Origin of the sequence: Geomonas subterranea, from assembly GCF_019063845.1 — a bacterium.
GTDB classification, from domain to species: domain Bacteria; phylum Desulfobacterota; class Desulfuromonadia; order Geobacterales; family Geobacteraceae; genus Geomonas; species Geomonas subterranea.
This window is the reverse complement of record NZ_CP077683.1, coordinates 2,712,698-2,732,812: the sequence shown is the minus strand read 5'-3', so window position 1 is coordinate 2,732,812 and position 20,115 is coordinate 2,712,698. Positions and strand designations below refer to the sequence as shown.

At 64.1% G+C, this 20,115-nt stretch carries 14 protein-coding genes; 11 read left to right on the top strand and 3 right to left on the bottom strand.

Going from position 1 to position 20,115, the window contains the following annotated elements; translation table 11 throughout:
- Window positions 1–28 precede the first annotated feature (28 nt).
- From KP001_RS11845 to KP001_RS11795, 11 genes are all read left to right on the top strand, one after another.
- Window positions 29–1,531 carry a fibronectin type III domain-containing protein gene (locus tag KP001_RS11845; RefSeq protein ID WP_217285852.1) on the top strand — a complete coding sequence of 501 codons (1,503 nt, stop codon included), beginning with the start codon at window positions 29–31 and terminating at the stop codon, window positions 1,529–1,531.
- 93 nt (window positions 1,532–1,624) lie between these two features.
- Window positions 1,625–4,678 (top strand): OmcA/MtrC family decaheme c-type cytochrome, encoded by a 3,054-nt coding sequence (locus tag KP001_RS11840; RefSeq protein WP_217285851.1) that lies wholly within the window; start codon window positions 1,625–1,627, stop codon window positions 4,676–4,678.
- A gap of 120 nt (window positions 4,679–4,798) precedes the next feature.
- Window positions 4,799–5,419, top strand: coding sequence for a hypothetical protein (locus KP001_RS11835; RefSeq protein WP_217285850.1), 621 nt, complete (start codon window positions 4,799–4,801; stop codon window positions 5,417–5,419).
- A 569-nt stretch (window positions 5,420–5,988) separates the two neighbouring features.
- Window positions 5,989–7,320: a hypothetical protein gene (locus KP001_RS11830; RefSeq protein WP_217285849.1), complete on the top strand. Its 1,332-nt coding sequence runs from the start codon at window positions 5,989–5,991 to the stop codon at window positions 7,318–7,320.
- Window positions 7,310–7,747, top strand: a complete 438-nt coding sequence (locus KP001_RS11825; RefSeq protein WP_216511948.1) for a cytochrome C — start codon at window positions 7,310–7,312, stop codon at window positions 7,745–7,747. Before KP001_RS11830 ends, KP001_RS11825 begins: the two co-directional genes overlap by 11 nt.
- Window positions 7,735–8,403 carry a hypothetical protein gene (locus KP001_RS11820; RefSeq protein WP_217285848.1) on the top strand — a complete coding sequence of 223 codons (669 nt, stop codon included), beginning with the start codon at window positions 7,735–7,737 and terminating at the stop codon, window positions 8,401–8,403. Before KP001_RS11825 ends, KP001_RS11820 begins: the two co-directional genes overlap by 13 nt.
- A 48-nt stretch (window positions 8,404–8,451) precedes the next feature.
- Window positions 8,452–9,963, top strand: coding sequence for a fibronectin type III domain-containing protein (locus tag KP001_RS11815; protein ID WP_217285847.1), 1,512 nt, complete (start codon window positions 8,452–8,454; stop codon window positions 9,961–9,963).
- A gap of 107 nt (window positions 9,964–10,070) precedes the next feature.
- Window positions 10,071–13,202, top strand: a complete 3,132-nt coding sequence (locus KP001_RS11810; RefSeq protein WP_217285846.1) for an OmcA/MtrC family decaheme c-type cytochrome — start codon at window positions 10,071–10,073, stop codon at window positions 13,200–13,202.
- A gap of 169 nt (window positions 13,203–13,371) precedes the next feature.
- The gene (locus KP001_RS11805; RefSeq protein ID WP_217285845.1) at window positions 13,372–13,980 is read left to right on the top strand and encodes a hypothetical protein; all 609 of its coding nucleotides are present in this window, start codon (window positions 13,372–13,374) and stop codon (window positions 13,978–13,980) included.
- Between the two features lie 51 nt (window positions 13,981–14,031).
- The gene (glpK, locus tag KP001_RS11800) at window positions 14,032–15,510 is read left to right on the top strand and encodes a glycerol kinase GlpK (protein WP_217285844.1); all 1,479 of its coding nucleotides are present in this window, start codon (window positions 14,032–14,034) and stop codon (window positions 15,508–15,510) included.
- Window positions 15,511–15,719: 209 nt separating this feature from the next.
- Window positions 15,720–17,333 carry a glycerol-3-phosphate dehydrogenase/oxidase gene (locus KP001_RS11795; protein WP_217285843.1) on the top strand — a complete coding sequence of 538 codons (1,614 nt, stop codon included), beginning with the start codon at window positions 15,720–15,722 and terminating at the stop codon, window positions 17,331–17,333.
- 126 nt (window positions 17,334–17,459) lie between these two features.
- Here KP001_RS11795 and KP001_RS11790 read toward each other — a convergent pair whose 3' ends face one another.
- From KP001_RS11790 to KP001_RS11780, 3 genes are read right to left on the bottom strand one after another with little or no spacing between them, the layout of a single operon-like run.
- Window positions 17,460–18,308 (bottom strand): cytochrome C, encoded by an 849-nt coding sequence (locus KP001_RS11790; protein WP_217285842.1) that lies wholly within the window; start codon window positions 18,306–18,308, stop codon window positions 17,460–17,462.
- Window positions 18,296–18,730, bottom strand: a complete 435-nt coding sequence (locus KP001_RS11785) for a cytochrome C (RefSeq protein WP_217285841.1) — start codon at window positions 18,728–18,730, stop codon at window positions 18,296–18,298. Before KP001_RS11785 ends, KP001_RS11790 begins: the two co-directional genes overlap by 13 nt.
- Window positions 18,730–20,031 (bottom strand): porin family protein, encoded by a 1,302-nt coding sequence (locus KP001_RS11780; RefSeq protein WP_217285840.1) that lies wholly within the window; start codon window positions 20,029–20,031, stop codon window positions 18,730–18,732. The genes KP001_RS11785 and KP001_RS11780 overlap by 1 nt, the downstream gene beginning before the upstream one ends.
- Window positions 20,032–20,115 lie beyond the last annotated feature (84 nt).

Below are 20,115 nucleotides of genomic sequence, written 5' to 3'. Positions count from 1 at the left end.
CCAGATCAAAGCAGAAGGAGAACTTAACATGCGTATTACCTGGAAGAGACACATAGCCGCCGCTTTGCTGCTCATTTGTCTGCCGTTGTTGGTCATCGGTTGTGGTGGCGGCGGAGGCGGTGGTGGCACGAGGATAATCTCAGGCGTCGCGACCAAAGGGCCGATCGCCGGCGGGCTGGTCTCGGTGTTCCGGTTGACCACGACCGGTGTGCGCGGGGCCCTGCTGGGCTCCGGGACAACCGGTGCGGACGGCAGCTACAACGTCAGGATTCCGGCCTCCGTTACCGGGCCGGTCGTGGTGACCGTAACCGGCCAGCCTGGCGCCACCTACCTGAGCGAGACCACCGGACAGCAGGTCCCCTTCACGGCAGCTGAGTCTTTCAGCGCCGCCGTGGACAACTTCAACCCGGCCGTCCCCGTTACGGTGAGCCCCCTCACCGAGGCCGCCTTCCAGAAGCTGCCGCTCATCCTGGCGCAGAAGCCGGGCACCATCACTACCGCGGTGCTGCAGAGCGCGGTCGTTGCCGCCAACAACCAGGTCGGCGACCTGTTCAACGTCACCGACATCCTGGCGCCCGTCGCCGGCAACGCGGCCTACGTTGCCGCGCTCACGGTGATCGACCAATTGATCGTCGACGCCAAGGCGACGGGGACGGTCACCGATACCACCGCCGTGATGACCATCATCAACCAGGCCGTCGCCAACGTCAGCACGAGCGCTCCCGCCTACCAGACCTTCATGCAGCTGTTCAACATCGCTGCCACCGAGGTCGTGGCGGCTGACTCGTCGCTTACCAACGTGGTAGGCAACCTGACCCAGTCGATCAACCATCCGCCGGCTGAACCGAACTTCAGCGACGTCACCGCGCCTTCCGTGGTCACCGGTCTCACGGCTACCACCTATGCGCTCAACTCGACTACCAGCGCAGTTGTCCTCAACTGGGACCCCTCCACCGACAACATCGCCGTGGCGGGCTACGACATCTACCGCGACGGAGGCAAGGTGGGGACCTCCACGACCACCAGCTTCACCGATGCGGCGGTCGTTCCCAACGTCACCTACTCCTACACCGTGGTCGCCTTCGACGCGGCCGGCAACTTCGCTGCCGCCAGCGCACCGCTGGCGGTGAAACCGAACCAGGCGTCGCTCAACGTGACGGTGAGCGGTTCGCTCTCCAGCGACCTGCTGTCGCGCCTCGACATCGTGGCGCCCACCGCTCCGACGGGCCTCACCGCGGTCACCACCGCCCTTACCGGCACCACCAGCTCGGTGGCCCTGAGCTGGGCCGCCGCGACAGACACCGTCGGCGTGACCGGTTACGAGGTCTACCGCGACGGCGTAAAGCTGGCAACCGTCGCCTCGACCAGCTACACCGATCCGTCGGTCACCTCGGCCACCACCTATGCCTACACGGTGAAAGCGTTCGACGCGGCAGGAAACCGTTCGGCCTTCAGCACAGCACTTTCGGTGACTCCGAACCGCCCGTCCCTCGGGGTAACGGTGAGCGGCCAGGTGAACACCGGACCGTAACAGTAGCGACGATTCAAGCACAAGAGGGGAAAAACAGAAGTCGGCAGTAGAGATGGCACTTTCGGAGCAGTACACAAACAACAGGAGGAAACTATGATTGGCAGAAACCTAAGGTACCTCGTAGCACTCGTAGTATGCGTGCTGTTGCCTCTCGCAGGCTGCAGCGGAGGGGGATCCACCACCAAGATCACCAGCAAGGGCACCGAAGTGACCGTCGGCGGTAAAGTCGACGTTGCCAAGGCTGCCGCCAAGACCGCGTTCCTGTCATCGACCTCGGCCGGTGCGGTCAACCACGTCTTCGTCTACAACGCCCAGGACGGCGCGCAGCTCGGCACCGCCACCCTCGGCAGCGACGGCAGCTTCTCCGGCCTGACCTTCACCCTGCCGGCCGCCAAGACCGTGCTGGTGTTCAAGGCCATCGTGGCCCAGGGTACCTTCCGCTCCCTGGTGCCGGTTGACCTGAGCAATCCCCCGACTGCCGGCGGGATCAGCGCCAGCAACCCGATCAGCATCGTGATCAGCCAGCAGAGCACCGACATCACTGCCGCAACGTCTGCTATGCTTGGCCTTTCCGGCCAGCTTGGCGATGCCAACCAGACCCTTGCTTCTGTCGGCAAGACCTACACCGACTGTGCGACCCAGGTCGTGAACGCAGGCGGCAGTGTTCTCGCTTACACCAGCACCGGCCTCCAGCTTTCCGGCACGCTTTCCAACTCCAACATGCTGCCGGCACGCGCCGCTTCCACCCTGACCTATGACGACCTGAACAACACCCAGCTTGACGGGCGCGTCATCAGCGCCTACATCCCGGGCAACAACCCGATCGTCAACTTCACCGTGGTCAACAAGGCCACCGGTAAAGGGATCTCCGGCCTTAAGACCTTCGCCCTCCACGTGGCGCAGCTCAAGCCCGAAACCGCAGGGAGCAACTCCTACTGGCTCAACTACATCCTGAGCGGCACCAACCCGCGCCCGTCCTCTGACGCCGTCTCCACCTTCAACTCCACCACCGGCGCCCTCGCTACCCAGGGCTACACCATCATCGACCACGGTGACGGTTCCTACACCGCCATCTTCGGCAAGAACGTCAAGACCGTTGCCACCGTTCCGTACGACGGCAACCTGATCCACCGTATCGGCATCTCCGTCCGCTCCGTCGCAGTCCCGGGCGTGGTGGGCAAGACCCCGGGCGCCTATGCCGGCCCGATCAACCCGCAGACCAACGCAGCCACCGCCAACTTCGCAGTTCGCGGCGTGACCAACCTCATCTACGACTTCATCCCGGCTACCGGCGAAATGTACACCGTGAACGGTGCCCAGGCATATGCCCGCGACATCGTGACCGCTGACGCCTGCAACCAGTGCCACGACAAACTCGGCTTCTCCGGCGGCCACTTCGCTTCCCGTCCGGACACCAAGCTCTGCGTCATGTGCCACACCCCGCAGAACATCGTCGGCACCGACCAGTCCACCAATGGCGACTTCACCCCGTTCATCCACAAGATCCACATGGGCGAGGAACTCTCCCCGGCTGAGACCATCCTCGGCGTTTCCACCGCGGAAGTCACCTATCCGCAGGACGTGCGCAACTGCGCAATGTGCCACAAAGGCGTAGACGGCAACAACTGGAAGACCAAACCGACCATGAAGGCCTGCGGCTCCTGCCACAGCACCTTCGACTTCGCTTCCCACATGGGCGGCCAGACCAACGACTCTTCCTGCGCAGGCTGCCATGCCGGCACCACCTCCACCGCAGAGATCGCCACCGCGCATCTCCCGGTCCAGGATCCGGACCCGGCCGCTCCTGAGCTTGGCGGCACCAACACCCACACCTACGCTGGCTACCTCCCGGCAGCAGGCGTGACCGTTCCGGGCGCGGCAGTTATAACCTGGGATGTGAAGAGCGTACAGCGCGACACCAACAAGAACCCGTCCATCACCTTCCGCTTCCTGAAGAACGGCCAGCCGGTGGTATTCAACACCTACGCAGCCGGTTCCGTAACCGAGCTCATGACCGGCTTCACCGGTTCTCCGAGCGTCTACTTCGCCTTCGCCGTACCGCAGGACGGCGTTACCGCTCCGGCCGACTTCAACGCGACCGCGAGCGCGTACATCAAGAACGTCTGGAACGGCACCATCCCGGGCACCACTGCCACCCTGTCGGCCATCGACACCAACGGCTACTACACCATCACCATAAAGAACGTCATCGTTCCTGACACCGCCAAGATGCTGACCGGCGGCGTTGGCTACACCTACGGCTCGGCCGCCACTCCGCTCACCCAGACCGACCTGAGCACCCTGACCGTTCCTGCGGCCCTTAAGACCAAGTGGGCCTACAATGCCGGCACCAACGTCGGCGGCCTGATGGTTGTAACCCCGAACGTCTGGAAAACCGCTACCAACTACAGCGCACGCCGCACCATCGTCAGCAACGCGAAGTGCAACGCCTGCCACGTAGCCCTCGGCATCGCACCGACCTTCCACTCCGGCCAGAGGAACGATGCACCGACCTGCGTCTTCTGCCACAACGTGAACCGCGTCAACTCCGGTTGGGGCGTCAACGCGAAAGACGCCATCCACGCCATCCACGCAGGCGCCAAGCGCACCAACAAGTACTCCTGGGAAGTCTCCGCAGGCGACAAGTACTGGGAGATCAGCTACCCGGGTTACCTGAGGGATTGCGAGCAGTGCCACGTAGCAGGTACCTATGACTTCAGCGCTTCCGCATCTTCCTCCGCGGTAGCAAACCTGCTGCCGACCACCGTCGCCACCGGCAACGTGCCGGCCTCCGTACCGGCCATCGTGACCGGCACCGAAACCGTCCCGGGCACCTTCTTCGCGCCGCAGCTGGCTCCGTTCGCGGGCCAGGCCCTGGGCTCCGGCTTCAGCTTCAGCGGCGCAGCCGGCACCTACACCGATGCAGCCGGCACCACCCTGATCATCTCGCCGATATCCGCGGCCTGCTACTCCTGCCACGACACGGCACAGGCAAAGGCGCACATGGTTGCCAACGGTGGCTCCATCTACGAGGCACGCAGCACCGCGCTGCTGAAATCTGAGACCTGCCTCGTCTGCCACGGCACTGCTCAGAACACCCTGAACACCACGGTTCCGACCATCAAGGCCGTTCACCGCTGGTGGTAACCCGATGCATTCCAGACGGGGGAAGGTTCGCCTTCCCCCCGATAGGGCACCGGAGAAAGACTTGCAACTAATAACCCGGGGGTGGCGACATCCCCGGGCTATTTCATTTAAGGAGACGCTATGAGAAACGCAGTCAGGCTGATAATCTTCGCTGCCATCGCGGCGGCCATCGCGGCATGCAACGGCAAGCCCACCGACCAGCCAGCCGGGAAGGTCCAGGCCGAGCAGAAGGGGACCAAGGACCAAGGGGCCGCCCGGGCGCGCGCCACCTCTTTCCTCACCGCCCTGCAGGCGGGAGACAAGGTCAAGATGTACCAGGCCGCGAACCTCACGGCGGAGCAGGTCGCCTCAAGCCGTGACAAGTTGATCCACATCAAGCAGACCAAGATGACCGATGCCCAGCGCGCCGCCTGCGAGCACGTGCTGAAGATTTCCGGTGACGTCGATTTCTACGCTGCCAAGCTGCGCAAGCTAGTCACTCCGACCGCTACGGTGAGAATCACCCAGACCGCCGGGGCGAACGGGGGGGCGCCGCACCTGGTGCACACGGTTACGGTCACCTACAGCAAGAAAGATGATGCGGTGCAGGACAAGACCGGCAAGACGGTCAAGGAGCTGAAGCTTCCCCTGCAGCAGTTCGACTATCCGGTCGATGCCGGAGAGGTCCACGAGTTTGCCTTTGCCAGCCAGGATTTTGAGAAGATGGCCAACAAGGAGTTCGAGGTGGTCTCCTACTTCTGACACTTCCGTCCCCGCCGGCAAAGGAGAAGCCAGTACAAGCACAAAGCCCCGATTCGTCGGGGCTTTTTTTTTGCCTGCCGGACTGCTGTAGCCGCCCCCCGCTGCCGACATTTGAATCCTGTTGCAGGCACTGGACGAGGCGGCGCTTCGGCAGCAACTGCGGAAGGTCATAACTGTATCGGGTAAAATTTGAATCTATTAAGTGATTGTGATTTTCTCAACCGTGAGACGCTTTAAATATTTAATTTGCTTTTGCCTGAAACAAAAAACGATTTTGAAAGCTTGCACTAAAAAAAAACTGTTGTACGTTTACCAATAGTCCCATCAGTCAAGCACATCCAAGCGTATCTCTATTGAGTTAGGTTTTTTTAATAGATAGTGGTGGTAGGTGTGCCAGCACGTCCAAGAGTATTCCCAGGTAGTTTCCGTACAGCAAAGTAGTAAAAGCTAATAAATATGGTTTATGCCCGCGAGGCGACTTTACGTGCCGAGCCGGCGCCTGACGTACGCCCGACGTAGCAGCGGATTTCGAGAAGAACGATTCATACTACGGAAAAGGAGGGGATGTCTTGATAAGCCACCAAGAGAAAAGATCAGGACGCGAACAACGCAGTCTGCCGAAGATTGCGTGGGTGATGCTGGCCGCGTCGTCGGTGATGCTGGCCCAGCCGGTTATGGCTGCGGACTACACCATCACCGGGAGCTCCAACACTTACCTGCGCATGACCAGGTCGATCAACAAGGATGACCTCTACCCGCTTTACGAGTACCTGCGCTTCTCGGTAACCGCGGCGGAGAAGGACGGTAGCGCCACCTCGCTGCACCTGGGCGCCTGGGGACGCGTCGACCTCGTCGACAAGTCGACCGATCACTACACCGACGGCGACCTGCAGTACGGTTACCTGAGCTACCAGGCGTCGAAGAACAACCTGGTGGTTAACGCCGGGCGCCAGTTCATCACCGAGGGTGTCGCCACCGAGCGTGTGGACGGCCTCTATGCGCGCAGCGACTTCGCGGCCGGCATAACGGCGGCGGCCTTCGTCGGTTCGCCGGTGGTGACGACCCCCAACTACAAGGGGGGGGACTTCATCTACGGCGGGCGGGTGGCCCAGGGCAAGCCCGGCCTCTACGCGGTCGGCGTGAGCGCCCTCAGAAACGAGAGCGACATCGCGCGCGACCGCGAGGAAGAGGGGATCGACCTCTGGGTGCATCCGGTGAAGCAGGTCGATCTCACCGGTCGTTCCTCCTACAACTCGATCACCGACGGCTGGATGGAGCATGCCTACACCCTCTCCGTCGCCCCCATCGACGCGGTGACCCTCAGCGCGGACTTCTCGAGGATCAACTACCAGGATTACTTCTACAACGTGACCACCACGGCCTTTGCCCTCCAAAACAACGGCGGGCTGCTTGACCCCAGGGAAAAGGTGACCGCGGCCGGCGCCAGCGCAGCCTGGACCCCGGTGAAGAACCTGACCCTCGCGGCCGAGTACAAAAACTACGGCTACGAGATCCTCGGCTCCGCGGACTACGTGGGAGGGAAGGTCGCGTACACCACCGCCGACGCCCTTTCGCTTGGGGCCTCCGGGCACCGGATGGATGGTTCCAGCGACCGCACCCGCTATTACGACTACCGGCTCTATGCCCTGAAGAAGACGGGCCACGCCGAGTTCGGCGTCGACTTCTACAACGTCCTCTTCGATCGCCCCATCGACGGCATGAAGAGCAGCTACGCACTCACCGGCATCGCGGGTTACGAGGTCACCGAAAAGCTCAAGGTAGGTGGGGACATCGAGTACTCGCAGAGCCCGGATTTCGACAGGGAGTGGAGAGCGCTCGTGAAAGTTGCCTACGCTTTCGATATGAAGTGTGGCGAAAAGGGGGGCAAGAGTGAAAAGTAAAATACTGATTCTGTTGATGGTTCCGCTCATGGCGCTCCTTCTCGTTGCCTGCGCCAACACCAAGAGCGGTGCGCTGATCCACCCTGAGGCGGTGACCGGTACGCCCAACTGTACCGAGTGCCACACCGATGCCTATGCGGCCATGAACCACCAGGCCGTGGACTTCTTCAAAAAACACAGCGTCTTTGCCAGCAACGCCAGAAGGGCTTGTGCTTCCTGCCACGCCGAATCCTTCTGCTCCGACTGCCATGCGCACAAAGAAGAGCTGAAGCCGAACGTGAAGTTCTCCGAGGCGGTGGAAAGGAACCTGCCGCACCGGGGTGATTACATGAGCCAGCACAGGATCGACGGCAAGATCAATCCTGCGTCGTGCGCCAAGTGCCACGGACGTACCAACAACGAGAGGTGCCTGACATGCCACAAATAACAACGAAAGTTCTGTCTTTCGCCGTTCTTGGTGCGCTGGCGCTGGCCCTGTCGGGTTGCGGGGACGCGAACCCGCAGGCGAGCTTCGACCCCGCGGCCGGCAAGCATCCGGCTAACTGGCTCCCGGCGGGTCACAGCGTGGCCGCCGAGGAAGACATCAACGGCTGCGTTGAGTGCCATGGCGACAACCTGAAGGGGGGGATCGCCAAGGTCTCCTGCATGAAGGATCCGGTAAGCGGCACGGGGTGCCACGCCGGCAGCGCCACCTCGGTGCACCCGGTACTGTGGGGGGGGCTTGCCTATGCCCTCCATGCCGGCTACGTGGAGACCAACGGCAACGCTTCATGCAAGGTAGCTGAATGTCACGGCCCCGCACTCACCGGGGTGACCGGCTCCGGCCCTGCCTGCACCACCTGCCACATGGATGGAACGGCTGAGGCCCCGCAGATCCACCAGTGGGGCGGGGTAGGGGCCAGCACCGCGGCCAACATCGCGGGCCACGTCAACTACTTCGAGACCGCGCCGCGCATAAGCTTCACTACCTGCCGCAACGCGGTCTGTCATGGCACAACCCTGGCCGGCGCGTTCGCCAGCGGCCCGTCCTGCATCAAGAACGGCTGCCACGGCAGCGGTAACCCGCTCCCGGCGGAGAACTAGCGAGAAGGCGCGATCATTTTCCTGATTCTAGTAGAAGGAGAAAATAATATGTGCATTCCCTGGAAAAAACAGGTTGTGGCGGCGTTACTGCTTCTCTGCCTGCCGTTGCTCCTCATCGGCTGCGGTGGCGGCGGCGGTGGCGGCGGTGGTGGCACGAGGATAATCTCCGGTGTCGCCATGAAGGGCCCCATCGTCGGCGCCCTGGTCTCGGTGAACCGGCTGCAGCTGAACGGCAGCCGTGGTGCCTTGCTCGGCACTGGCGCCACCGGTAATGACGGCAGCTATGCGGTCAGGATTCCTGCCTCGGTCACCGGGCCGGTGGTGGTCACCGTTACCGGCCGGGCCGGCGCCACCTACCTGAGCGAGAGCACCGGGCTAGCGGTCCCCTTCACGGCGACAGATTCCTTTAGCGCGGTGGTGGACAACTTCAACCCTGACGTCCCTGTCGCGGTGACTCCGCTCACCGAGGCCGCCTTCCAGAAGCTCCCCCTCATCCTGGAGCAGAAGGCCGCAGTCACGACCGTCACCACCGCAGTGTTGCAGAGCGCGATCGTCGCGGCCAACGCGCAGGTGGGGGCACTGTTCAACGTCACCGACATCCTGGCACCGCCGGCCCAGAGTACGGCCTACCTGGCCGCCCTTATGGTCATCGACCAGATGATCGTCGATTCCAAGGCCGGCGGCACCGTCACCGACACCACGGCAGCGATGACCGTGATCAACCAGGCCATCGCCGACGTCAACCCGGCCCTCCCCGCGTACCAGACCTTCGTGGGCGTCTTCACCAGCGCGGCCACCCAGGTCGCCGCAGACCACCCGGGAGCGATCGCCGCGGCAGTGGTCAGCATGATCGCCCAGGTCACCAACCCGCCGCTCGAGCCGAATTTCACCGATATCACGGCCCCGTCGGCGGTAACCGGGCTGTCGGCAACCACCGCTGCCATCGACTCCACCACCAGCACCGTCATCCTGACCTGGACCGCGGCCAGCGACAACAACGCCGTGGCCGGCTACGAGGTGTACCGCGACGGCGCCAAGATCGGCACCACGACCACCACCACCTTTATCGATTCGCCGGTCACCTCCAACGTCACCTACGTCTACACGGTGGTGGCCTTCGACGCGGCAGGGAACTTCTCGTCCGCCAGCGCCCCGCTGTCGGTGAAGCCGAACCAGGCCTCGCTAAGCGTCACCGTGAGCGGGCAACTCTCCGGCGACCTGCTGGCGCAGCTGGACCTGACGCCCCCTACCTCGCCCACCGGCCTCGCAGCGGTGACCACGGCTATCACTGGCACCACCAGCTCGGTCGCCCTCAGTTGGGGCGCCTCGACCGACAACGTGGGCGTCACTGGCTACGACGTGTTCCGTGACGGCGTCAAGGTCGGCACGGCCACAGCGACAAGCTTCACCGATGCCTCGGTCACCTCGGCCACCACCTATTCCTACACGGTGAAAGCCTTCGACGCCGCAGGCAACCGCTCGGCGGCAAGCACGGCACTTTCGGTAACTGCGAACCGTCCGTCCCTGGGCGTGACGGTCAGCGGGCAGGTGAATCCCTAGTTCATAAACGGAGCGACATCACGATCTAAAGGAGGACTTTACTTACTTACAGCTTACAGATGGCCACGATGTAGAGCGACGCAGGACACTAAAAACAGGAGGAGACTATGATCGGCAGAAACCTAAGGTACCTCGTAGCACTCTTAGTATGCGTGCTGTTGCCTCTTGCAGGTTGCAGCGGAGGAGGGTCCAGCACCAAGCGCACCGAGAAGGGAACGGAGGTGACCGTCAGCGGCAAGGTAGACGTCGCCAAGGCAGCCGCGAAGAGCGTCTTCCTGTCCTCTACCTCGGCTGGTGCCCTGAACAACGTCTTCGTCTACAACGCGTTGGACGGTGCGCAACTCGGTACCGCAGCCATCGGTACGGACGGCAGTTTCAGCAACCTCACCTTCAACCTGCCTGCCACCAAGACGATCCTCGTCTTCAAGGCGGTCGTGGCCCAGGGAACCTTCCGCACCGTGGTCCCCATCGATCTGAGTAATCCTCCCGCGGCCGGCGCCGTCACCGGCTCCAACCCGATCAGCATCGTGATCAGCCAGGACAGCACCAACAGGACCATCCTTGAGTCGCAGCTTCTGGGACTCACCGGCATTCTGGGTGACGCAAACCAGACCCTCGCCTCGGTCAGCAAGACCTACACCGACGCGGCCAGCCTCTGGGTCAACAACGGCGGCCAGGCGCTCGCCTACAGCACCAACGGCCTGGCCCTCTCCGGCAAGTTCAGTTCCGCAGCCCTGCTGCCGGCACAGGATGCCAACACCCTCGGCGCCGAGGACCTGGACAACACGACGCTCGACGGCTCCATCAGCTCGGTCTCCATCCCGGGGAGCAAGCCGATCGTCAGCTTCACCGTCATCAACAAGGACACCGGCAAGGGGATCAGGGGCCTTAAGGCCTTCAACCTGGTCATCGCCCAGCTGCAGCCCGGCACCAGCGGCAGCCCCGACCAGTGGCTCTCCTACATGGTGACCGCTACCAGCCGTCCCACCACCGACACCGGCTATACCGTCATCGACAACGGCGACGGCTCCTACACCGTCATCTTTGGCAAGGACATCAAGGCCGGCACCGGCGGCATGGTGACCTACAACGCCAACCTGACCCACCGGCTCATGGTAGGGGTCCGCTCCACCCCGTCCATCGCCCAGCTGAACGACGGCTCGACGCTCAGCAACTTCTACAACGAGAAGTACTTCGTGGCCACCTTCGTCCCGGCGACCCCTGACGTCGCTCCGACCGTGGTCAAAGACATGATCACCACCGCCGCCTGCAACGAGTGCCACGGCAAGATCGGCGTCACCACCCCGCACGGCGGCCGCGGCGATGCCAGGTACTGTCTCATGTGCCACACCTCGCAGAGGGCGATCGGCAGGACCAACGTGGCGTCCACCTCCGGCGCCTTCCCGGCCATCACCACGGATGCCAGCGGCGCCATCACCTCGGCATCGACCTACATCGCCGACGGCGAGGTTGCGGGCGAGTTCGTGACCATGATCCACAAGATCCACATGGGCAACAAGCTGACCAAGACCAACTACAACTACGCGGGCGTACTCTTCAACGAGGTCATCCTGCCCAAGGACGTGCGCAACTGCCGCCAGTGCCACAAGGGGGACAACGCCGATCAGCTCGCCCTGGCACCCCAGGCCAACAACTGGAAGACCAAGCCGAGCCGCAAGGCTTGCGGGGCCTGCCATGACGGCGTGAACTTCGCGACCGGCGCGGGCCATGCCGCGGGCGCACAGGCCAGCGACGCCAACTGCGTCGGCTGCCATGCCGATGCCGACCTCCTGCACCAGACCGAGATCGCGACTCCGAACAACCCGAACACCCCGGCCGGCCTCACCAACTTCTACTACGAAGTCGCCAGCGCCACGGTCGATGCGGTCACCAACAACCTGAGCATCAAGTTCAGGATCCAGAAGAACACCGGTTCGCTCACCGCGGCCAAGACCAACGTGGTCTTCGACGGCAACTCGACCAACCCGCTGGTCGGCTACACCGGCGGCCCGAGCTTCCTGCTCGCCTACTTCAAGGACACCGCGAACCAGCCGGCATCGCTCTACTCGGGCGACTACAACAACCTCGGCGTGAAGGCGGCCCAGCCGAAATCCGTTTCCATCGCGAGCCTCGTCGGCGGTACCACCGGCACCCTGGGTACCCCGGACAGCAGCGGCTACTACACCGTGACCGTCAACTCCGCTTCCGCCTTCCCGGTCGGCGCCACCATGAGGGCCGTGGGCCTGCAGGGGTACTTCACCCAGGCGGCAGGCACCGGCGGCATCGCGGCCAACACCGCACGCCACGCCCTCTCCTCGGTGAAAACCGTTACCGGCGACACCGTGCGCCGCGTGGTCATCGACTCCGCCAAATGCGCCAACTGCCACGAGTGGTTCGAAGGGCACGGCGGCAACCGCGTGATCGGCAAGGATACCGTGGGCGAGGCGATCTGCGCCCTGTGCCACGTGCCGAACCTCTCCACCTCCGGCCGCGGCGCGCAACAGTCTCTGATCCAGTTCATCGTGGCCAACCCCGTCGGCACCTCGCTGGCAGCCGTCACCAACTTCCTGACCGGCAGCGCCTTCACTGGCACCATCAGCCAAGAATCCAAGGACGCCATGACCGAGCTGGTGGCGGCCCTGGGTAACGACCCGACCCAGTATCCGGAAGCGTCCAACAACTTCAAGGACATGGTCCACGGCATCCACGCCGGCAACAACTCCCTCGTGGTCGGTATCCCGCTCGCTTTCGTACGCGACAGGGGCACCAGCGGCGACTTCGACTTCAACTTCGAGGAAGTCACCTTCCCGGGCGTCCTGAAGGACTGCAGGGCCTGCCACAAAGACACCCTGACCAGCAGCGGCGCGGTCGACGCCTCCAAGGCGACCTACACCCGCATCGGTGACAAGGTACAGCCGAGCACCTGGCAGACCACGACTGGCGTGGCCCTGACCCTGCAGACCGCGGCAGGCGTCGGCAACAACGTGACCCAGGTCGACGCGGACCGTAAATCCCTGCCCAACCTGCAGGACAAGGTGAACTCGCCGTTCACCGCAACCTGCCGTGCCTGCCACAGCAGGCCCAACGCCCTGGCCCACTTCGCCACCATGGGCGGCCAGGTCAATGTGAACCGCAGCGCTGTCAACCCCGCCGGTGAGGCCTGCATCACCTGCCACGGCACCACCGGTCCGAACGCCATCTGGAACGCCCACAGGTTCTCGGTGGTCGGCGACGACTAACGTGAACCATTAACCCTGCGCCAAGTCGCAGGAGCAGTAAGCGCCTCGGCCAAAGAGGCGAAGAAGGGGCCCCGGAACGTTTCCGGGGCCCTTTCTCCTTTGTGGGCGCGGGGCGTTGTTAATTAATAATAGCAAGCGGGTGAATAGGATTTTTGCTACACTGTTCCCCATGAAAGTTCTGGTGGCTGCCCTCTCATTACTACTGTTCCAGGTCATGGAGCTGTACGCTGCAGGACTTGGCGCGCCCATCCTCTCGGATCCCATGGACACCTCGATACATGCCGAACCGGCAGCGGCGGGGCGCTTTTTCGAAACGGACCGCCTGCTCACCAACGCGGGGCTCAGCTACAGCCCCACCTACCAGTTGACGCTGGCGCCTGAAGTTGGCGTCGGCTACCGGGGGACCGGGCAGGAGCTGCACGGAGGTCTCGAGCAGTCGACCCACCGCCTGCACGCCCAGGCGGGCTGGCGCCTTTCGCTGGCGGAAACCTTCTACCTCTCGGCCGCCGCCAAGCTCTCCGTGGTAACCGTCGAGAGCAGGGGCATTGCCGGCGGCGCGGAGCTCGGCACCCGCCCCGAGGCCGGCTGGCGCACCGGCTACGATTTTCTCAACCCGTCTCACACCCCGCTCAGATGGACCGGCGAGTTCGGGGTGCATCTCACGCCACGCACCGATGTCATGCTCTACTACGACCAGGACCCGGTCACGGGATGGTCCTACACCGGGCAGCGCCAGGAGGAGCGGGTGGGAACCCGGTTCATCTTCAGGTTCAAATAGGGGACTGGCTCCGCCAGGTGCCTGTCCCCTTATCCCTTTACAGGAGGACGCGTGAGCCAGCTCCTATCCATTGACCAGGGCACCACCAGCAGCCGGGCCACCCTCTACGGCAGTGACGGCAATGCCGTCGCAACCTTCTCGCAGCCGCTCACCCAGCACTATCCGCAGCCGGGGTGGGTGGAGCACGACCCGGAGGAGATCTGGCTTGGGCAGCTCGACTGCATCCGCCGCGTGCTCTCCGTGCCGGGCGGGGGGGGCGTGGCCGGCATCGGCATCACCAACCAGCGTGAGACCACGGTGATCTGGGAGCGCGCCACCGGGAAGCCTTTGCACCGGGCCATCGTCTGGCAGGACCGGCGCACCGCCGAGTTCACCGAGGTCCTGAAGCGGGAGGGTGCTGAGGCGATGGTGCGGCAGAAAACCGGCCTGCTGCTCGATCCGTATTTCTCCGCCAGCAAGATCGCCTGGCTCCTCGATGCCGTGCCGGGGCTCAGGGCGCGGTGCGAGCGGGGGGAGATCTGCTTCGGCACGGTCGATTCCTGGCTCATCTTCCGGCTGACCGGCGGCAAAAGCCACGTCACCGACCTCTCCAACGCGAGCCGCACCATGCTCTTCAACATCCACAGCCTCGAGTGGGACGATGAGCTCTTGCGGCTGTTCAAGATCCCGCGCGCCATGCTTCCGGAGGTTCGCGGCAGCGCCGCCCACTTCGGCCATACCTGCGCGGAGGTGGTGGGCGCCGTTATACCCATCACCGGCGTGGCGGGCGACCAGCAGGCCGCGCTGTTCGGGCAGGGTTGTTTTGCTCCCGGTATGGCCAAGGCGACCTTCGGCACCGGAGCCTTCGTGGTCATGAACTGCGGCGTCACTCCTGCGAGCGGCGAGGGGGTGCTCTCCACCATCGCCTGGCAACTGCCGGGGGAACCGGTGCGGTACGCCCTGGAGGGATCCATCTTCATAGCGGGCGCCGCGGTGCAGTGGCTGGAGGAAGGGCTGGGGGTGATCGGAGCCCCGGGCGAGGTCGAGGCGCTCGCCGGCAGCGTCGCCGACACGGGCGGGGTGTACTTCGTGCCCGCGCTCTCCGGCTTGGGCACCCCGTACTGGGATCCTTATGCCAGGGGGGTGATCGCCGGTCTCACCCGCGGCAGCGGCAGGGGCCACCTGGCGCGCGCCGCCCTGGAGGCGATCGCTTTTCAGACCGTGGACGCGATCCGCGCCATGGAAAGCGCGAGCGGCATCGCCCTGAGCGAACTGAGGGTGGACGGCGGGGCGACCCGCAACAACCTCCTCCTTGAGATCCAGGCCGACCTTCTGGGCGCCCCGGTGCTGAGACCCCGCTGCACCGAAAGCACCTCGCTGGGAGCCGCCTTCCTGGCGGGGATCGGCGCCGGGGTGCTGGACACGGAGCGGATCGGGAGCCTGTGGGCCCTGGACCGGCGCTTCGACCCGCGCCTGACGCGGGAGCGCCGCGAGGAAATGCACCGCGGCTGGAAAAAGTGCGTGCAACTCTCGCTTGGTTGGGCTAAGTAAGAAGGGCGCGGGAAGAAAGGCGTTAAAGACAAAAGCTTATTTAACGCAAAGACGCAAAGTCGCAAAGGAAATCGGCACGGCAAGCCAAACCGGTTAAGGCGGAAACCTTGCTGGAGGGATTCGCAGTATAAGGGTTTTACCTTGCGCCTTTGCGGCTTTGCGTTAAAAAATCGCCTTTGATTTAAAAGATTTAGTTTTTGGAGGCAGTGGTGACGGACCGGAACGCGAACCTGGACATACTGAAAAGCGGGCGCACCTTCGACATGCTGGTGATAGGAGGGGGCGCGACGGGGTGCGGCATCGCGGTCGACGCGGCCAACCGCGGACTGTCGGTGGCGCTGGTGGAGCGGGGCGACTTCGGCTGCGGCACCAGCAGCAAGAGCACCAAGCTCATCCACGGCGGGGTGCGTTACCTGGAGTCGGCGGTATTGCACATGGACCGGGTTCAGTTCAACCTGGTGCGCGACGGGCTGCACGAACGCGACATCCTCTTGAAGATCGCCCCGCACCTTTGCCAGCGGCTCACCCTGGTTACCCCCCTCTACGGTCTGGCCCAGGTCCCCTACGTCTGGGCGGGGCTCAAGCTGTACGACCTCATGGCGGGCGAGGCGGGGCTCGGCCACAGCCGCTTCGTCGGGCGCGGCGAGATGCTGCGCCGCTTCCCCATGATCCGGGGTGAGGGGCTGAAGGGAGGGGTGCAGTACTACGACGGGCAGTTCAACGACGTGCGCATGAACGTGGCCCTGGCGCAGACCGCCTCCCGGGAAGGGGCGGTGATCGGCAACTACGTGGAGGTGGTGGCGCTGATGCGGGAGAAGGGGAGGGTGGCCGGGGCCCTGGTGCGCGACCCGCTGGTGGGCGCCTCCTGGCAGATCCGGGCCCGCTGCGTGGTGAACGCCTGCGGTTCCTCCGCCGACATCGTGCGGCGCCTGGACGACCCGACCGCCGCCTCCCTGCTCAGGGTGAGCCGCGGCATCCACATCATCCTCCCCGGGCGCTTCGCCCCCGCCGGGGCCGGGGTCATGATCCCCAAGACCGACGACGGCCGTGTGCTCTTCATCCTCCCCTGGGAGGGGAACTGCCTCGTGGGGACCACCGAGGAGCCGGCCGAGGCGGGTACGGTGCCGGTGGCGCGGGAGAAGGACGTCGATTACCTGCTGCGCCACCTGCGGCGCTACTTCAACCTGGGCGCCAAACCCGCCGACATCACCGCTTCCTGGGCCGGGCTCAGGCCGCTGGTGCACGACCCCTTCACCGCCGACACCGCCGAACTCGCCCGCGACCATGTCGTCAGCTGCTCCCCGACCGGTCTCATCACCATCGTCGGCGGCAAGTGGACCACCTACCGCAAAATGGCGCTGGACGCGGTAAATTTCGCGGTCACTAACGCGGGGCTGACCCCCACCCATCCCTGCCGCACCGACCGCATCGTGCTGCAAGGGGGCGAGAACTTCTCAGAGGAGTTGCTGAAGGAACTGGAACGAAAACACGGCTTTCCCTCCGATGTCATCAGGCACCTGCACCGCTCCTACGGGGACCGCTCCCTGCAGGTGGCCGAGTACTGCCGCGGGGCCCTGGGGGGGAGGCTCATCCCGGGGCACCCCTACCTCAAGGGTGAGGTGCTCTACGCGGTGCAGCACGAGATGGCGCTGTGCGCGCTCGACTTCCTGGAGCGGCGCATCCCCCTGGGACTCCTGGACCGCAAGGGAGCCCGGGCCGCTGCGCCCGCAGTGGTCGAGCTGATGACGGCGGAACTTGGGTGGAACCCCGAGCGGCAGACCCGGGAGCTCGAAGAGGTCGCCGTGGCGTTGAGCGAGGCGTGATCCGCCCCGGCGCCCTGCCCTCCGAGTAACGGGTGGAAAGGTCCCGGGGGATTCCGTATGAACAAAAAAGAGGGGGCTCCCGGTTTGCGGCCAGGGGCCCCCTTTTTTTCCAGGGTGCGGTATTTCTCAGGTGTGGCAGGCCGCGCAGAGGCGCCCGGTGTTGGTCACCGTGACCTGGGTGCGGCCGGTAGTGAAGCTGACGAAGCCGGGGTAGCCGAAGTTCTGGAAGTTGGGCGTCGTCGGGGTGGTGCCCGTGATCCTGGTGCTCCCGGCGCCGACGTTGATGGTCGGTGGAGAACCGTTGCCGTGGCAGACAGGGATGATGCATTCCGCGGCGCCGTAGTTCTGGACGTAGGGGGCGTGGGCGGGGAGTATGGTCGGCATCGCGATGCCGGCCCTGACGGTCAGCCTGGGCGGGAACCAGTCCAGGGGATGGGCCGAGAAGGCACTGCCCGCGTGGCAGCTCGAGTCGACGACCCCGGGCTGATCGTCGAAGCAGGAGGGGCCGGAATTGCGTACGCCGCGGTAGTCGGTGCCGTGACAAAGGGCCGTGGCGCAGCGCGCCGTGGCTGCCTGCGCCTGGACCGGGTAGGTCGTCGCCAGCGCCCCCGTGGTGAGGATGGCCGGGTTGATCCCGGTGGCGGCCACCTGCTGCCTGATCCAGCTGCCGTGCAGCGCATAGTCGCGCCCGTCCCACTGAAGCGGATGGACGTCGACCTGGTTCCCCATGTGGCAGCTGGTGCAGGCGACCTTGGAGATGCCGCCGCTGAAATCCGTGCCGTGGCACGGCGTGCAGTCTTCGAGGTGCCCTATGGCCGCTACCGCATGCCGGGCCGGGAGCCAGTCATCGGGGTGCGCACCCTTGTCGGGATCGAAGGAGGCGTGGTTGTTGTTATCCCCGCAGCCGACAAGCGACAGGACCAAAAGGCACCAAAGCATGGCAAGAGCTTGAGCTGGTCTGGTTACTTGTGACATGTTTTGCACCTCTCATTGTTTTGCCGCCCGTGGCATTTCAGGCAGGAAGCGGGGTTGATCCTCCCCTCAACCCTGTGACGGCTGAGGTAGTCGCCCCGGTGAGGCAGCGACAGTTCGGGCCTGTCCTTGTACTTGTCGCTGGGCTTGATCTCTTCCTTGTGCGCGTGGCACCGGACACAGAAGGACTCCTTGTGGCAGGTGTTGCAGACGTCGCGCTGCTGGGCCGCGTAGATCTTATGCTTGAGGTAGAAGTCCTGGGTCTGGTGGCTGAGCGCCGTCCACTGATCGGTATGGCACTCCGCGCACCGCGGCAGCCCCTTCACCTCTTCGGGGTGGACCCGGGCGACACTGTTGGTGTTGGCGCAGGCGTAAAGGAAGGTGAGCATAACTCCCATCATCATCACATAAGCTGTCTTTTTCACTATCTCCCCTCCTTTCCAAAGCCGAAGGCGTAGCTGACCCTGACCAGTCCGCGCAGCTCGTTGTCGAAGTCCGCGCTGCGTATGTAGTCGATGTCGGCTGCGACCCTGAGGTTTCGGCTGAAATCGTAACCGGCGGCGCCCGCCAGTGAAAATGTGTTCTCCCGCCCGTTGATGCTGCCATCGAAATCGACGTCGAAGAAGTCGAGGGTGAGATCAGCCGGGCCGAATTTCTGGGTGACCCAGGCGCGGTACTGGTTGTAGCGCAGCCGGTCGGTGGAGCCGTCCATGCGGTGGAAGGATGCCCCGGCGGCAAGGCCGGTCGCGGTGCTGAAGTTACCGGCGACCCCGTAGTAATCGGCGCCTCCGGCCAGGTCGTATTCGTAGTGGTTGTACTCGGCGGAGAGTCCGATGTTCTTGGTGGCGCTGTAGCCGATGCTGCCGCCTGCGTTCCACATCTCCTCGCCCGGGAGGATGAGGCCGTTGGTGAGGCTGAGCGCGCTCGTGGTGACCTGGTAGAAGTAGTCGTCGTAGTGCACGTTCTGCAGCGAGGCGGAAAGCCTCAGGGATTCCATGGGAGTGAAGCTCGCCGTGTACGCGTGTTCCATCCACCCCCTGGTGAGCGAGTTGTAGGTGGAGCGCCCGGTGACGTCGACCATGGCCATCGGGTGCAGCCAGAGGTCGATCCCTTCCTCTTCGCGGATTCCGTCGCCGTTGACCTCGGTCCTGAGGGCGCTTACCCCGACCGAGTAGTACTTCGGCATGGAATGGGCCAGCCGGCCGCCGTAGATGAGGTCGCCGCCGTCGAAGTTGGGCTGGGTGACGGCCGGGGTCCCCACGTAGGCTGCCGCCGTGAAGCCCGCCATGAGATCGCTTCTGAGGTAGAGGCCGTCGAGTCGCTCGGTGCCGACCCCTTCCACCACCCACTGGCGTCCGGCGTTGAGGGTGAAGTTGTTGCGGTTGGAGCGGTAGCTCAGGTAGCCGTACTGGATGTCTCCTTCGGTGCGATGGTCGAAGCTCCTGTCGCCGAGATCCACGCGTCCCCAGCCGCCGATCTCAAGGGAAATGGCACCCGGTCCGGCCGTGTCGCTCACGGATAGGTTCAGGTATTCATAGAGCGGGAACAGGTCCCCGCCGAGGACGCCCTCCCTCATGCGCAGGATGGTCTCCGAGTTGCCGTTTACCTCGGTGGCGTCGGCGGTCTGCTGGCCGCAGATGACGAGCGCGCAGGCCAACAGGATGCTCCCCACCGCCTTGAGTGTGCCGGGGGGCGCCGGTGTCGTTTTTTTATCTTTGATTTTCAAGACATTTCCTCCTTTCTTGGTTCGATCTGGTTACCGGTGGGGAAATGCAATTGCAAACGAAACCGGGGGCGCGAACGCCCCCGG